Annotated in this window: 8 protein-coding genes; all 8 read left to right on the forward strand. The window is 64.9% G+C overall.

Annotated elements, in window-relative coordinates; genetic code table 11:
• Nucleotide 1 precedes the first annotated feature (1 nt).
• The 8 genes from BLU04_RS10125 (at nucleotide 2) to BLU04_RS10160 (ending at nucleotide 15,776) form a co-directional block, all read left to right on the forward strand.
• Nucleotides 2-1,759, forward strand: coding sequence for a beta-galactosidase family protein (locus BLU04_RS10125; RefSeq protein WP_093285427.1), 1,758 nt, complete (start codon nucleotides 2-4; stop codon nucleotides 1,757-1,759).
• Nucleotides 1,760-1,889: 130 nt separating this feature from the next.
• Nucleotides 1,890-3,437, forward strand: coding sequence for a cellulase family glycosylhydrolase (locus BLU04_RS10130; RefSeq protein ID WP_093285430.1), 1,548 nt, complete (start codon nucleotides 1,890-1,892; stop codon nucleotides 3,435-3,437).
• A 113-nt stretch (nucleotides 3,438-3,550) separates the two neighbouring features.
• Nucleotides 3,551-5,443, forward strand: a complete 1,893-nt coding sequence (locus tag BLU04_RS10135) for a heparinase II/III family protein (RefSeq protein ID WP_093285432.1) — start codon at nucleotides 3,551-3,553, stop codon at nucleotides 5,441-5,443.
• Nucleotides 5,444-5,534: 91 nt separating this feature from the next.
• Nucleotides 5,535-6,692, forward strand: coding sequence for a GntR family transcriptional regulator (locus BLU04_RS10140; RefSeq protein WP_093285435.1), 1,158 nt, complete (start codon nucleotides 5,535-5,537; stop codon nucleotides 6,690-6,692).
• Nucleotides 6,693-6,768: 76 nt separating this feature from the next.
• Nucleotides 6,769-8,463, forward strand: a complete 1,695-nt coding sequence (locus BLU04_RS10145; protein ID WP_157895276.1) for a cellulase family glycosylhydrolase — start codon at nucleotides 6,769-6,771, stop codon at nucleotides 8,461-8,463.
• A gap of 85 nt (nucleotides 8,464-8,548) precedes the next feature.
• Entirely contained in the window at nucleotides 8,549-10,750 is a 2,202-nt protein-coding gene (locus tag BLU04_RS10150) for a PEP-CTERM sorting domain-containing protein (RefSeq protein WP_093285440.1), read from the forward strand.
• 106 nt (nucleotides 10,751-10,856) lie between these two features.
• Nucleotides 10,857-13,073: a PEP-CTERM sorting domain-containing protein gene (locus BLU04_RS10155; RefSeq protein ID WP_093285442.1), complete on the forward strand. Its 2,217-nt coding sequence runs from the start codon at nucleotides 10,857-10,859 to the stop codon at nucleotides 13,071-13,073.
• A gap of 87 nt (nucleotides 13,074-13,160) precedes the next feature.
• Complete coding sequence (locus tag BLU04_RS10160) at nucleotides 13,161-15,776, forward strand: sugar-binding protein (protein WP_197672933.1); 2,616 nt, start codon at nucleotides 13,161-13,163, stop codon at nucleotides 15,774-15,776.
• Nucleotides 15,777-15,901: the final 125 nt, after the last annotated feature.

Raw genomic sequence — 15,901 nt, forward strand, 5'->3', positions numbered from 1 at the left:
GATGTCTCCCTCATCCCCTTCCGCCGCGCTCCATGTCGTGGGCGATGCCTACCATCTCGGTTCCGAGCCGTTCCGGATCCTCTCCGGGGCGATCCACTATTTCCGGGTGGTGCCGGAGCAGTGGGACGACCGCCTGGCCAAATTGAAGGCCTGCGGCCTGAACACCGTCGAGACCTATGTCTGCTGGAATCTCCATGAGCCCGAGCCGGGCCTGTTCGATTTCTCCGGGCGGCTTGATCTCGTCGCTTTCATCGAAAAGGCCGCGGCCCTCGGCCTGAAGGTCATCGTCCGCCCCGGCCCCTACATCTGCGCGGAATGGGACTTCGGCGGCCTTCCCGCGTGGCTCCTGCGCGATCCGCAGATGCGGGTGCGGTGCTCCTACGCGCCGTTCCTCGCGGCGGTCGACCGTTTCTTCGGCGAGCTTCTGCCCCGGATCGCCCCGCTCCAATCGACTCGGGGAGGCCCGGTGATCGCCGTCCAGATCGAGAACGAATACGGCGCCTACGGGAACGACGGGGCCTACCTCGCCCATCTGCGGGACGCGACGCGACGCCTCGGCATCGAGAGCTTCCTCTTCACCTCGGACCACGGCGTCTACCTCGACGTCCTCCCGGAGCTCTTCCGCACGGCGAATTTCGGGGCCCGTGTGGCGGAGAATTTCGCCGCGTTGAGGCGGAGCCAGCCGACGGGGCCGCTCACCTGCATGGAGTTCTGGGCGGGCTGGTTCGACCAATACGGGCAGGAACGCCCGTCGCGCGATCCGGAAGAGCTGGCCTCGGTCCTCGACGAGATGCTCGCCCTCGGCGCCTCGGTCAACTTCTACATGTTCCATGGCGGAACCAACTTCGGCTTCCTGAGCGGCGCGAACTGCGACGAGAAGGGCTTCGATCCCCGGCCCACGAGCTACGACTACGGCGCGCTGTTGAGCGAAGCGGGCGACCTTACGCCGAAGTACAAGGCCTGCCGGAAGGTGCTCGCCCAGCACGGCCATGGAAGCGGGGAGGGGACCTTCGCCCGCTCTCCCCGGCTTGCGACCGAGCGTTTCTCTCCCTCCGCCTCGGCTCCGCTCTTCGAGGTCCTGCCCCGGCTGGGGAAGGGTGTCTCCAGCCCGACGCCGGTGCCGATGGAAGACCTTGGGCAGAACCACGGCTTCATCCTGTACCGGACTCGACTCCACGAAGGCGGTGAGAATCGCTCCCTCTGGCTTCGCGGCGTCCGGGATCGGGCCTGGGTCTTCATTGACGGGAAACCTGTCGGGGTGATCGGAAGGGACGATGCCGTGCCGATCCTCTCGATCGGCGCCGCGAAGGGGGCGACGCTCGACATTCTCGTCGAGAATATGGGAAGGACGAACTTCGGGCCCTGGATGCATGACCGCAAGGGCATCCTCGACGGCGTCCTGCTCGACCGGAAGTACCTCTTCGGCTGGACGATCCATCCCCTGCCGCTCGATCCGCTTCCCGAGCTTTCCTTCCGGCCTGCCGACGGTGCGGCGTGGTCTGCGGGGCCCTGCTTCCACGAGGCGTCCCTCGCGATCGACGACCCGCAGGACACCTTTCTCAACCTCAGTGCGTGGGCGAAGGGCTCGGTTTTCCTCAATGGCTTCAATTTGGGCCGGTATTGGAACCGGGGCCCGCACCAATCGCTCTTCGTGCCGAAGCCGCTGCTGCGCCAGGGAGAGAACCGGCTCGTCCTCTTCGAGGTGGAGAAGGCCGGAGCGTGGCTCCGTTTCGACGAAGAGCCGACATTCGCGATCTAGGTTCTTTCGGATTTCTTGCGTTACAATGGTTACAATTGCGCTTTTTGTTTGATAATATTCAAATATTCAAATAATAGTCTTCCCAATGAAAACACAAGGGATTCTTCCAAGATGGTTGAAGCGAGGTGCCATGGCCTTGGCCGTGCTGGGCCTGGCGATGGTCGGCAACGGCCACGCCGCCACGGCGGTGCAGATCTACGGGCCCAGTTCCACGTTGATCGGGACGGGAACGGGAACGCGGAACATCTGGGTCCAGGTCGGCTCGAACCCCGCGGTGCCGGGCGCGACCTGCACCATCGAACTCTATCCCTACGGCACCACGGGTCCGGTCCTCTACTCCGGCACGGCGGCGGTGCCGAATTCGACCTCGACGGCGACCCAGGTCATGCAGGTGCCGATCAACGTCGGCCAGCTCGGGATCTACTCCCTCCGCGTCCAGGTGAAGAACGCCGGAGGCGGCGTGGTCTGGACGTCGAACCATCGGTATGCTTCCGTCCCTCCCCGCGCCAACGTCGGGCCGCCCTTCATGGGCGTCTGCACCCACCTTTGCTACTCGATCTCCGACCCGGCGGCGAGGGTCCTCGACCTCATCCGCCTCGCGGGTTTCGGCTGGATCCGGGACAATTACTGGTGGGACAGCATCGAGCCGACCGCGGGGACCTACACCTTCAACTCCCATCAGGATGACATCGTGAGCAATGCGCAGAGCCGCGGACTGAAGGTCTTGGCCATCCTCGGCAAGGCGACCCCGGCCTACAACTTCACGGGAGGCCTGCCGGACTCGACGACGAACGCCGCCTTCGGGCGCTATGCGGTGAAGTGCATGCAGCGGTACCCCTACGTCCTCGACTGGGAGATCCTGAACGAGCCCGACGACTACGATCCCACGACGGTCTACACGCCGCTCCTCCAGGCGGTCTACAACGCGATGAAGACCCAGAACAGCGCGGTGAACGTCATCTCCTGCGGCGGCGGCGGCGCGGGCCACAACGTCGGGGGGCAATACGAGTCGGGCGTCCTCGGGGGCGGCGGCATCGGCTACCAGAACGCCTTCAGCGCCCATCCCTACCTCGGCGACAATCCGCCCGAGATCGGCTACACGGCGACGGGGGGGCCGATCACGACGTTCAACGTCTCGACGATCTGGCCCTACCTCACCACCCTGGCGAACAACCACCCGAATCCCGCGACCGGCACCCTCAAGGTGTGGATGACCGAAATGGGCTGGTCGGTCTATCCCGACGGCGAGACCGAAATGGAGCAGGCCGCCTACTTCGTCCGCGCCTATCTCCTCGCCGCCCGGCAGGGCTGGGGCACGGTCAGCCGGCTCTTCTGGTACGAATTCCAGAACGGCGGAACCGATACCGACCAGGAGAGCAACTTCGGGCTGATCAACGCCGACTACTCCCCGAAGCCCGCCTATGTCGCCGCCTCGGTCTTCAGCGCGTCGATCGGGACCTACGCGTTCAGCCAGGCGGTCATCGACACCTCGACGGCCAAGGTCTACAAGTACGGGCCCCGCTACGCGATCTGGGGCGTCACCGGCCCGACGTCGGTGACCTTCGCCCTCCCCGCCGGGACCTACACGCTGCGGGATTGGCAGGGCCGCGACACGACGATCACCAGCACCGGGACGTACACGATGACGGCCTCGATCAACCCCTCGTATATCTTCTAGAAAACGCGATTTGGCACGGTCTGACGGGCCGCCTTCCTTCGTCCCGGGGACGGAAGAAGGCGGCCCATTGCATTGAAATGTGAATTTGTGAAGACGACACTTCCCCCGCTCCGATGAACCCTCCCTTCACGCCCGATTGGGACGAAGTCGCACGGAAAGCCCGGAAGGAGCCGTGGGCTCGCGACGTGGTCCGGTCCCTCGAGGAGGAGATGCTTTCCTGGAGGGAAAAGCTCGTCATCCCTCCGCCCTCGCAGCCGACGGCGTGGGCCCACCATTATTTCTGCGACGAGACGGGCGAACCGCTCGTCTGGAAGCCGGACAGTCCCCGCCGCCATCTCTGCGCGAAAAATGGGCGTCTCTATTCCGGCGAGCCCTACGACGGGGCTTGGCGCTTGATCATGCATGCCGCGAACGGGGCCCAGATCGAGCGGTGCGCCATCCTCTTGCGGCTCGGCGTCCAGACGGAGATCGCCGGGGCCGAAATCGAGCGCATCGCGGGCACCTACGTCGATACCTACCTTTCTTACGAAGTCCACGGCAGTGCGCCCAGCATGGGGAGGCTCATGCCGCAATCGCTCGACGAAGCCATCTGGATCATCACCCTCCTGCGCTCCCTGCGCTGGAGCGGGCTCGTGTCCGGCTGGGACGAGCGTCGCCGTGCAGCCCTTCGGGAGACGGTCCGCGCCGTCGTCGATCTCCTCCGCCCCCAGATTGCCTGGATCCATAACATCCATTGCTGGCTCCTCGCCGCCCTTGCCGAGGCGGCGCTTTTCCTGGAAGACGATGCGCTTCTCGATTGGTGCTGGGAAAATCCGTTCGGCATCGGGCAGCAGATCGAGAAGGGGTTCGACGGGGATGGGCAATGGTACGAGGGCAGCATCGGCTATCACTATTACGCTCTTGCCGCGCTTCTTTGCTTCCTGGAGGCGGGCGGGGCGGAATACCTTCGCCGTCGCGCCGATTTGAACGAACGGCTGGTCAAGGCCTTCACGAATCCGCCGCTCCTCGCCTACGCCGACGGGCGGCTGCCCGCCTATAACGATTGCTGGGCCAGCCCGCGGCTCGAGGACGCGGCCGACCTTTACGAGGCGGCTTCGGCGCTCATGTCCGATTCTTCCTGGCCGCCGATCCTGGCCGAGGTCTATCGAAACCATCGCCCTGCTCCCTGCCGCCGCTACACGCGGGTCCATTTCCCGGACCAGGGAGGGGAACCCTCGTTGAAGGACGCGCGGAGTTCCGTCGCCGCCCTCGTTTACGGCCCGGCCCATCTGCCGGAAGCGGCGCCCCGGGAACCCCGATCGGCACTCCTGCCCCACGCCGGGATCGGGATCCTGCGAAACCGGGACGTCCGCCTCGCGATGCGTTTCGGCCCCCATGGGGGAGGGCACGATCACCTCGACCGTCCGGGCGTCGATGTCGAGACGGCGGGCGGGTGGCAAAGCCTCGATCTGGGAACCACGGGCTATGCCAGCGCCTTCAACGGCGAATGGCTTCGTACGCCTGCCGCCCACAACATCGTGGTCATCGACGGCGCCTGGCAAACTCCAGGCCGGGGCAGGCTCGTCGCCTGGTCTGAAACGGCCCTGACCGTCGAGGTGGTCGATGCCCACCCCGGCGTCCTGCTGCGGCGGACGCTGACCTTGCTGGAGAAGGGATGGGAAGATCGCTTCGAGATCGTCGCGGACGCTCCCCGGCGCATCGACTGGATCTTCCACGGCGACGGAATCTTCAAATGTCCGGGACGGGAAGGTACCCCGGTCGTGCTGGAGGAAGACAACGGCTACCGGAAGATGAGGGATCTCAAAAAGGCACCCTTTTCCGCTCCGCTCTGCGGAGAGTGGCGGAGCCAGGGAGAGACGGTGGCGGTTGAATTCGGTGCCGCTTCCCCGGGAGAGATCTTTTGGGGAGCCGCCGACGGCAATCCCAACGGACGTCCCTTGGGAATCGTCATGCTGCGGGCCGTGGCGTCCCTGCAGACCGTCATTGCCCGCTTTCGGTTGGGATAAAGAGGGACCGGGCTCTTTTCCTAAGCGACGACGGTCGGTTTGTTGACTTTCTATAAATAATCAAATATTATCCTGAAATCGCCTTCCTTTCATGACTTCCCTCTCTTCACTGCATCCGAGTTCGCCCGGCACTCCGGATTGGGACAAGCTGCTCCAGGGGATCATTCTCGATCGCGGAAGCTCCCATGCGCTCCACTCCCAATTGCGGAACGGGCTTCGGTTCATCATTCTTCACTCCCTGAAGAACGGGGAGCGCCTGTTGCCCGAACTCGAGATGGTCCAGCGGTTGAATCTCTCCCAGGGGACGGTGCGGCGGGCGCTGACGGAGTTGGCCACCGAGGGGCTGCTCGAGCGGCGGCGGGCGATCGGCACTGTCGTCTGCCATCCCCTGACTGCGGGCCTTCGCCAGCTGGCGGTCGTTCTGCCCGAATTCAGTTCCCTTTTCTCTACCGCGATCCTCTCGTCGTTGCAGCTCCGCTGTCAGCAATTGGGGATCGCCCTCCAGATCATCCGCATCGGGCCTTCAGACCACCTTCAGGCCGTCGAGAGGAATTTCGGCTTCTCGCCTGACGACGGCGCCGTCGTCGCCCTCGCGGCACCCGATCCGGTGATCCGGAGCCTTCACCAGCGGATGAGCGATCGGGGGTATCGCCTTCTCTGCCTCGGCAAGCACCTCGAGAACTATCCCGGCTCGCAGATCTCCCTCTGCAACGCGAGCGCGATGACGATGGGCCTCGATCGTCTCACCGAGTTGGGTCATCGGCGCATCCTTTTCCTGGTCGGCGAGCCCGAGGAGGATGACGTGGTGAAGGCCCGGTGCCGTCTCTTCGAGCAGCAGGCGAAGGAGCGGGGGCTGACGGAAGCCCGCGTCTTCCACTGCGGTTCGCACAACTGGGAGAACGGCGCGCAGGCCGTCGCGCAGGCGATGCCCTCCGTATGGAACTCGCCCTCGCGGCCGACCGCCATCTTCGCCGTCTCCGACATCTGCGCCATGGGCGCCCTCAATTGGCTCCAACAGCAGGGGGTCGACGTTCCGGGGGCGGTTTCCATCGTCGGCTTCGACGGGACCGACCTCACCCGCTACAGTTTTCCGACGATCAGCACCCTCGTCCAGCCCCTGGAGCGGTATGCGGAGGCGGCCATCGAGATTCTGGAGAACCCCAGCCGTGTCCGCCAGAGCCTCTTCCTTCCCCCCACCTACCGCGAGGCGGGGACGACCGCGCCGCTCGCCGTGGCGTTGGCAGCCTAGGACAAACTTAAAACCAAGGTCTTGTCACGTGACGCGTCCTCGTAGTGCGATTAACTTTCCTTATCCGAATACCTTCATGACTTCTTCCAGGTCCTCCCTGGCCGCGAGGTTCGCCTCCGGTCTGATTATCGCTGCGGCATGGTTCCCCCTCTCCCCCCTTTCCGCGAGGGCCGATGCCGTGATCACCGTCGTTTCGCCCGAGACCTCGCTCATCGTCGAGGATAAGGGGTCCAAGACCTTCCATTTCCATGTCGACGGGATGCCGACCGAGGCCTCGAAGGCTGTCGTCGAGCTGCGCCGCTTCAGTAGCGGCCCCGTTTCCGACAAAAAGATCGCCGCCCACGCGGAAGTGCCGCTCTCCGGTTCCGACATCGAGATCGCGCTCGACGTGCCGGAGATCGGCTACTACGAGTTGACTCTCCGTCTCGAGAGCGGATCGAAGCAGGCCCTCGCCTCGCTGGTCACCTCGTTCGCCGCCGTGCCGACCCATGCGGGGGCCAATCCCTCCGATTTCGGCGTCTGTACCCACTTCGCCCAGAAGAAGGATGATCCCCAGCTCTTCGAGTCGACGATGAAGCTGGTGAAGCTCGCGGGCTTCTCCCGCATCCGCGACGAGTGTTACTGGGACGGATGGGAGCGGCAGCCCGGCGTCTTCGTCCCGATGCAGGGCTGCACCGATTACATCGACGCCGCCAACCGCCTCGGCATCGCGCCTCTTGTCGTCCTCGACTTCGGCAACGGCAAGGCCTACCCGCAGCTCTTCACCGGGAAGGGGGAGGGGCATTCCTCGTTCCCCGACACGCCCGAGAAGGTCGACCTTTTCACCCGCTACGTCGAGGAGACGGTGAAGCTCTACAACTCCAAGGTGAAGGACTGGGAACTCTGGAACGAGCCGCAGTCGTGGGGGAAGCCGAGCCCGGCCGTCTACACGGCCCTCCTGAAGAAGGTCAACGCGAAGATCAAGGAGATCGACCCCGACGCCAACGTCATCTCCTGCGGCGGCGGCGGCGCGGGCGGCGGCCCCGGCGGGGACTTCATCACCGGAATCCTCGCGGCGGGCGGCCTCAACGACCAGGACGGTTTCAGCGTCCATCCCTATATGGCGCCCTACACCCCCGAGTTCGGCTACGACGCCGCCAACTCGCCGATCCCGTCGGTGAGCGTCCCCGTCGTCTGGAAGCATCTCGGCAAGTTCGTCGACAACCATCCGAAGGCGAACGGCAAGAAGCTCCAGTTCTGGGTCAGCGAATTCGGCTGGGTCAGCTCCCCCATCAACTTCTTCGACGGTGCGCAGATGCAGGGGGCTTATGTCGCGCGGGCCTTCCTCCTCTCCCGCTCCGTCGGCACCTGCACCGCCGTCTTCTGGTACGATTTCCAGAACGACGGCGTCGATCCCCGGAACAACGAGCACAACTTCGGTCTGATCCGGAAGGACTTTTCCCCGAAGCCCGCCTTCGTCTCGATGTCGGTGATGAGCGCGACCGTCGGGAGCCGCCCCTGCACGAAGGTCCTCGTCGACGACGCCGACGCGAAGGTCTTCGCCTTCGGCAGCGAGGACTCCAGCGGCTCGGGCGACGTCGTCTACGCGGGCTGGTCGGTCGCGAGCGTCGGCAAGGGGGCGAAGCTGAAGATTCCCCCGGGCAACTACACGCGCCGGGATTGGGACGGCCACGAGCAGGACGTCGTCGTCGACGAGAAGGGGTACAACTGGACGCTCCGGCCCTTCCCCCAATACCTCTTCGCGAAGAAGGACGCCGCTCCCCAGGGCTAAGCCGCTCCCTCCGCCGTTTGATTTCGAGGAGAGGACTTTTCGTTTCGCTCCTAATATTTGAAATTTCAAACAATAGGATCCTCCCATGAAATCCCGCCTCCCCCTCGTCGTCCTGCTGGGGGGAGTCATGGGCTGGCTCGGGGCGCACGCTTCGGCCCAGGTTTCGAGCACCTACACGGGCGCCTCGGGCGGCCTGTGGAGCGCGGCGGGCAACTGGAGCAACGGCATCCCCGGATCTTCCGGCACGGCGATCTATGCCGGGAGCAGTGCCGACACGACGGTCCTCTACGATTCCTCCGCCTCCTCTTCGCTCGGCACGATGCAATGGGGGGAGAGCAACGGGGGATTCACCAATCTCCTCGATATCGTCAAGGGAGGCTCGTCCGGGACGCCGTCGCTGACCATTGCGAGCGACCTCACGCTCGGCTCCTCTTCGGGCACGGCGCTCGTCCGCCTCGACTCGAGCGCCTCGACTGCCGTCTACCTCAAGATCGGCTCCGCCGGAACGGGCACCGTGACCCTCAATGCCGGGGGCGAACTCGATCTCCTCAGCAACGCCACGACCGCCACCCTCCGGAGCGCGAGCGTGGGCGGAAACGTTGCCCTGGCGGGAGGGATCCTTTACTTCGCCTCCACCAGTTCGACCTCGTCCACCGCCCCCACGATCACGGGAAACCTGAGCATCTCCTCGGGGACGCTCAACGTGGGCGACGTCAATTCCCGCGTCCACGTGAACGGCAATTTCACGGCGACGGGCGGGACGATCTCGGCGGCGGGAACGTCGGGCCTGGTCTATCTCTACGGGGCGACGAACTCCCTCTCCTCTTCCGTCGCCGTCACCAGCGCCGTCTACTTCCACCTCAGCGACTCGGGCGTGGCGGTGAACCAGAGCTTCAGCACCGACGCGAACATCCCCTCCCTCAACCTCCGGTCCTCCAGCGGCATCAAGACCCTCTCCGGTTCTGGCACGATCGGCGTGATCAACCTCGGCGGCTACACCACGGCGACGACGCTGACGCTCAAGCTCGGCAGCAACCTGGCCGTCAGCGGCGGCTTCGGCACCGGCAATTGGGGCTCCGGCGGTACCGCCGCCACGAGCTTCGTCCTCGACACGAACGGGTACAACTGGGCCACCTCGGGCGCGAACACGTTGACCTTCCAGAATCCCCAGACGGTAGCGGCGACGTGGACGATCAAAAACAGCGCGTCGATCCTCAGCACGATCACCGCGAAGAATTTCGTCTTCAGCTCGGGGACGACGAACGCCATCGCCGGGCCGGTCACCCTCTCCGCGGCGGGAACGACCCAGGCTTTCTATTTCGGCGGTTCGGCGGCGGCGACGGTCAACCTCGACGGCAGCGCGGGGACGGTGACCCTCGATGCGGGGACGAACGCCATGGCCTTCTCCGCGAGCGGCGGCGGCGCGGGCGTCGTCAACACGACGGGGAGCGTCGTCTTCAAGTCGGCCTCAACCGGCACGGCCTTCGATCTCTCGGCTCCCGGATCGTCCCGGACGAGTTTCGGCACGGGGACGGTCCTCTGGAGCACCGGCAACCGGGCGACGACCAACCTCGGGGCCGCCTCCGCGCTCAATCCGGGCGTCCTCTTCCGCTACACCGGCACCTCGGGGAAGGTCACCACGGGGACCACCGGGCAGACCGTCGGCGGCATCGAAGTCGGCGACGGCGTGGCGGCCTCGACGCTCGCCGCCCTCTCGTGGATCACCCTCGGAGGCGACCTTAACGTCAAGGCGAGCTCCACCTTCACCGCCGGGTACAATCCCGTCGTCCTCGTGGGGGCGGCGAACCTCGTCGGCACCGGAACCCTCGACGGCAATTACTCCTTCGATCCCGCCGGGACGGGCGGCATCGCGCCGAACGGGACGGGCACCGTCGGGACGCTCCATATGTCGTCCGCCAGCACCCTGACCCTCTACGCGAGCAATGTCTCGACCTTCGACATCGCCGGGTTGGCCAGCTTCGACCTCCTCGACATGAACGGCAGCGCCCTCAACTACGGCGACAGCGTCCTCCGCCTGAACTTCCTCGGCGGCTACCGCCCGGGTTTGAACGCCACGTTCACCCTCGTGACGAACAACCAGGATGGATCGGGAACCTTCTCCTCGATCACGAGCAACATCGGGGAGACCTTCTCCTTCAACGCCGCCACGGGAACGGTGACGGTGATCGCCGTGCCGGAACCGGCGACCCTCCTGGAGCTCCTCGCGGGGCTTCTCTGCGTCGCGGGAGGTCTTCGTCGGAAGATCCCCGGCCTTGCGGCGAACTAAATCTCCATTGCAATAAAGCGAATTGACATTGAGACTTTGAATATTTAAAGTTTTATAGAATTCGTTGTTTTCGATCCCTACTTCCAACCCCAAACAGCCCGCATTCATGAAAGCAAAAGCCCTCGTTGTCCTTCTCGCGACCGGCGCCGCCACTTGGTTCGGCGGCAACAGTTCCGCCTCGGCCCAGGTCACCGGCAATTACATCGGCACGACCGGCGGCCTCTGGGGCACCGGCACGAACTGGGATTCCGGCACCGCGCCGGGCGCGCTCGACACGGCGGCCTACAGCGGCGCGGCCGGGGCGAGCACCACCGTGGTCTACGACGCGACGGCCTCGGGCTCCTTGGGCACCCTCCAGTGGGGAGAGAGCAATGCGGGATTCACGAACATGCTCGACATCTCGAAGTCCGGCAATTCGGCGACTCCGTCCTTGACCATCGCGAACGACTTCACCCTCAGCTCCTCGACGGGAACGGCCATGGTCCGCGTCGATGCGACGACGCTGGCCTCCTATCTCAAAATCGGATCGACGGGCACCGGGACCATCACGCTGGAAACCGGCGGAGCACTCGATCTCCTCACAGACCCCTCCAGGGTTGCGAGCATGATGGGAAATGTCGCGGTCAACGGAGGGGTGCTCTCCTTTTCCTACGACACCAGCGGCACCGTGGCCAGCACGCCGACGATCACCGGAAACGTCAGTATGTCGGCGGGGACGATCCAGATCGCCAATAGCGCCGACCGGGTCCACATCAACGGGAATTTCTCGGCGACCGGCGGTTCGCTCACGGGGGTTGCCAATAGCCAACTTTATCTTTTGGGGGCGACGAATTCGATTTCCTCGACGACGACAGTCAGCAGCAATCTCAGTGTCTACCTCAGCGATGCGGGCACCGTGAACCAGACTTTCAATACTGATGCCGCCATCAATAACCTCGAGTTTGTGAAGGGCGGTGGCGTCAAAACCATTTCCGGCTCCGGCACGATCGCCAATCTTTACCTGGGCGCCTACACCGCCTCCACGAACATGACGATGAAGCTGGGAAGCAACCTGGCTGTCACCAACGGGTTCGTAAAAGGTGCGAACAGCAGTAACGGGGTGGCGCTCGGTTATACCCTGGACCTGAACGGCTTCAACTTCACCCTCCCGACGACCAATACGCTCAATTTCCAAAACGACGGCAACGGCAATGCGGTTGTGACGTGGAACATCCAGAACAGCTCGTCGACCCTCAGCACGCTCACCGCGAAGAACTTCGTCTTCAACTCGGGGACGACGAACAACATCAGCGGACCGATCACCTTCGTCGGGTCGGCGACGAGCGGCGGGTCGTTCTCCTTCGGCGGTTCGGGACCTGCAACGATCAACATTAACGGTACGGCGGGGACGGTGACGTTCGACGCCGGGAACCAGGCTTTCGCCTTCTCGGGCGCAAGCACGACGGCGACCACGGTCACGACGACGGGAAGCGTCATCTTCAAGACGTCGAATGGCGGGACGGCGGTCGATCTGTCGTCCAGCTCGTCGGCCAATGCGACGTTCGGTTCCGGCACGGTCTTCTGGCTCACCGGTACGACCGGAACGGCCAACCTGGGCAGCGCCAGCGGAACGACCGCGCTGAACTCCGGCGTCCTTCTGAAATACACCGGCGCCGGGACGGCGTCGGTCACCTCGAACCGCACCATCGGCGCCATCCAGGTGGGTGACGGGACGAGCGTCTCGAAGATCAATGCCACCTCGGCGCTGACCCTTGCGGGCGATCTCCAGGTCAACGCGCACTCGACCTTCGCGGCCCAGACGTTCGCGATCCAGCTCACCGGCGCGGCGAACCTGACCGGCGCGGGCACGCTGAGCGGCACGGCGGGCTACAGCTTCGCCTCGGGCGCGACGGGCGGCGTCTCGGCGGGCGGGACGGGGGCCGTCGCCACGCTGACCATGGCCTCGGGCAGTTCGCTCACCCTGGTCTCGACGACGGTCTCGAACTTCGACATCGCCAGCACCTCGAGCACCGACGTCCTCAACCTCGGCACCAGCGCCATCACCTACGGGGGCACGTTGAACCTGAACTTCCTGGCCGGGTACAACCCGAACCAGAACGACACGTTCACCCTCGTGACGAACGCCGGGACGGTGACGGGGACCTTCGACAACATCACCAGCAACCTCACGGGCGACACCTTCTCCTACAATGCCGCGACGGGCGTGCTGACGGTGACGGCAGTCGCGGTGCCGGAGCCGTCCGAATGGATGCTCCTCCTGATGGGCGCCTCTCTCTGCGGCACCGCATGGCTGCGGCGGAAGGGGCGGCTCGCCCTCTGCTAGTCGGGCGATGCCCCTTACCGTCCCCTCCCTTTTCTGTTAGCCTTCGCGGCGCTACCCTCGTGGCGCCGCAACCTTTTTCATCCCTTTATGAAACGTCTCCTCGTCCTCATCCTTTCCCTGTTCGGATTCGTCCTTCCGTCCTTCGCCGCCGTCGAGGTGAAGATGGTCCCCCGCGATCCGAACCTGGAGGTCTATCCTTCTTTCGAGATCCATAATCCCGCCGCCACGCCCGCCAGGATCACGATCGAATCGAGCCTCGAGACGCCCGAGGGCAAGGTGAAGCAGGGCAGCTCCGCCTCGTACGAGGTCGCCGCCGGGGCGACGGCGACGTTCCCGGCCTATAAAGGCGAGAAGAGCCTGCGCGGCGAGATCGACCTCCTGCGCACGTCGATCACCGAGGAAGGGGGGGCGGCTTCGCCGTTCTCCGCCATTTGCGGCACGCCCCGGCCCGTGGGGAAGGGCGGGGACCGGCTCGTCGGCATGAACGTCCATCTGGAGCGCTTCACCGCCGAGGAACAATGGAAGTGCCTGCAGATGATGAAGGCGGCGGGCGTCACGACGATCCGCCTGGAACCCGGCTTCAGGATGCCGGACGCCCAGGGCAATTACATGGTCTCCTGGGCCGATCCTTTGGTCTTGGATTGCGAGGCCTTCGGGATGGCGCCGCTGATGGCGCTCACTTACTTTCCGAAGGAATTCTATGCCGCGCCCGAAAAGGGGAAACTGGCCTACGCCTGGGCCAAGGCGATGGGCGAGCATTACAAGGGACGGGTCATTGCCTGGCATTACGGCAACGAGGCGAACTCCGGCTGGGCCACCTTCGGCGACGCCGCCGACATGCTGGCCCACAACAATGCGATGGCGTTGGGCACCCTGGCCGCCGACCCGGAAAACATGCCCGCCAGCTTCGGCATCGCCGAGGCGCTTCCCAACTACACAAAGGAGTTCTTCCGCCTCGGTGGCGGCGCGAACCTGAAGGCGCTCGCTCTCCATCCCTACTGCGGCGTCCCCGAATCGGGCATCGCCAAGCTCCTCGACAACCGGCGGATCATCGACGAATACGGAGGCCATCAGGAAATCTGGGCCACCGAGATCGGTTTCCAGTATTCGCTGCCCGGTGCGGTGAATCCCGTCACCCAGCAGATGACGCAGGTCGACGGTTTCTCGCTCGATCAGCAGGCCGACGGGCTGGCCCGCCTCTTCCTGATGGCGAAGGCGAAAGGAATCGAGCGGATCTATTGGTACGATTTCTTCGGGAAGAAGGACCGGGAGACCTTCTGGATCGTCGATGAGGATTTCACCCCCCGCCCCGCCTACGAGGCGTTGAAAGTGGTCGGCAATCTATTGAAGGGTGCCGCCCCCCTCGGCGGAACCGAGGCGACTGAACCCGTCCAGTATCAGCTCTTCCGCCGTCCCGACGGCTCCGTCTTCCTCGCCGCCTGGGCGCTGCGTGACGGCACGGAGCGCGATCTCCACCTCCCGCTCGGCGCCTACACCGTCCGGGATATCCTCGGCAAGAGCGTGGCCTTTGATCCCGCCAAGCCGACCGTGCTCAATGAACGGCCGATCATCATCGAGGGCCTTTCCCCCGCGACGGCGGCCTACGCCCTCAACGGCCTTCAGGTCAACGCGCTCGACGTGCGGAACTGGGGTTCCCCCCTCCATCGTTGGAGTGCCGATCCGGGGACGACGCTGACGATTCCCTTCGTGGCCTTCAACTCGACCTCCGCGCCCCTCAAAGTCTATCCCTCGCTCCTGCGGACCTTCCCCGGCTGGAAAGTGACGCTGCCCGAACCGTTCGTCGTCGAGCCCGGCCAGACCGTGAGCCAGCCCGTCGCCGTCGTCGTTCCCTCCGACGCGACGCCCGGCGTCGATTACCATCTGGCCTTTGCCGGAGAGACGCCCGGCCCGCGCCGCGCCGTCCCCTACGAGGCGCGGATCTGGGTCAACGGGAAGTTCCCCTACACCGCGATTCTCGACGCCGTCTCGCCTGCCGCCGACGTGCCGCCTTACAAGTCGCGCCGGGTGATCGACGAGAATGTCGTCGGTTTTGGCCGGGAGACCCTCGGCGCGCGCCATGCCACGGCGACCGCCGACGGCGAGCTCTCCGAATGGAAGCCGGAGGAGTTCGTGACCATCGACCAGGTCGGCAACTGGCGGCTGCGCGATCCCGGCCTGCCGGGCCGCGACGAGTGGTACGCCCGCGTCGCCCTCCGTTGGGACTCCAAGGCGCTCCACGCCGCCTTCGTCGTCCGGGACAACGAGCTCAATCTCCTCGACCTCATCAGCCGGGACTGGCGGGACAGCGACAACGTCCGCCTTTTCCTCAGCACCGAGGACGCGGCAAAGCGCGCGAAGCGGCTGACCGAAAAGGATTACCTGATCCTCATGACGCCGACGCGCCAGTTCCACACGGAACCGCCCGCGGTGATGGCCGCCGCGGTCGGCGGGTTCGCCCACCAGGGCTTCGAGAGCAAAGTCACCATCGCCAGCCGGGTCTGGGACGGCGGCTACGTGATCGAGGTGACGATTCCCTTCGAGGCTCTCGGGGTGACGGCCCAGGCTGGAAAAACTCTCGGCTGCAATATCATGGCCGACGACGCCTTCCGAGGCTACCGTCGCTACACCGGGTTGACGTTCCTCAAGGACTTCTCCTACTGGAACAACCCCCAGACCCTGGGAACCCTCAAGCTGCTCCCTTGATAGGGCCGGAACGATGAGGGCCGCGAGATCGCCGGGGAGGAAGCTCCTGCGCTCCTTCCTGCTGCTCCTCGTCTTCTCCTTTGCTGCGGCCCGCCTTCAAGCTTCGAGCGTTCCGGACCCGACGG

The organism is Verrucomicrobium sp. GAS474, assembly GCF_900105685.1.
Classification (GTDB): domain Bacteria; phylum Verrucomicrobiota; class Verrucomicrobiia; order Methylacidiphilales; family GAS474; genus GAS474.

Excerpts from the sequence above, each read along its gene's own strand:
- BLU04_RS10140 (WP_093285435.1), top strand. The coding sequence starts at position 5,535 with ATGACTTCCCTCTCTTCACTGCATCCGAGTTCGCCCGGCACTCCGGAT.
- BLU04_RS10125 (WP_093285427.1), top strand. The coding sequence starts at position 2 with ATGTCTCCCTCATCCCCTTCCGCCGCGCTCCATGTCGTGGGCGATGCC.
- BLU04_RS10160 (WP_197672933.1), top strand. The coding sequence starts at position 13,161 with ATGAAACGTCTCCTCGTCCTCATCCTTTCCCTGTTCGGATTCGTCCTT.
- BLU04_RS10135 (WP_093285432.1), top strand. The coding sequence starts at position 3,551 with ATGAACCCTCCCTTCACGCCCGATTGGGACGAAGTCGCACGGAAAGCC.
- BLU04_RS10155 (WP_093285442.1), top strand. The coding sequence starts at position 10,857 with ATGAAAGCAAAAGCCCTCGTTGTCCTTCTCGCGACCGGCGCCGCCACT.
- BLU04_RS10130 (WP_093285430.1), top strand. The coding sequence starts at position 1,890 with ATGGCCTTGGCCGTGCTGGGCCTGGCGATGGTCGGCAACGGCCACGCC.
- BLU04_RS10145 (WP_157895276.1), top strand. The coding sequence starts at position 6,769 with ATGACTTCTTCCAGGTCCTCCCTGGCCGCGAGGTTCGCCTCCGGTCTG.
- BLU04_RS10150 (WP_093285440.1), top strand. The coding sequence starts at position 8,549 with ATGAAATCCCGCCTCCCCCTCGTCGTCCTGCTGGGGGGAGTCATGGGC.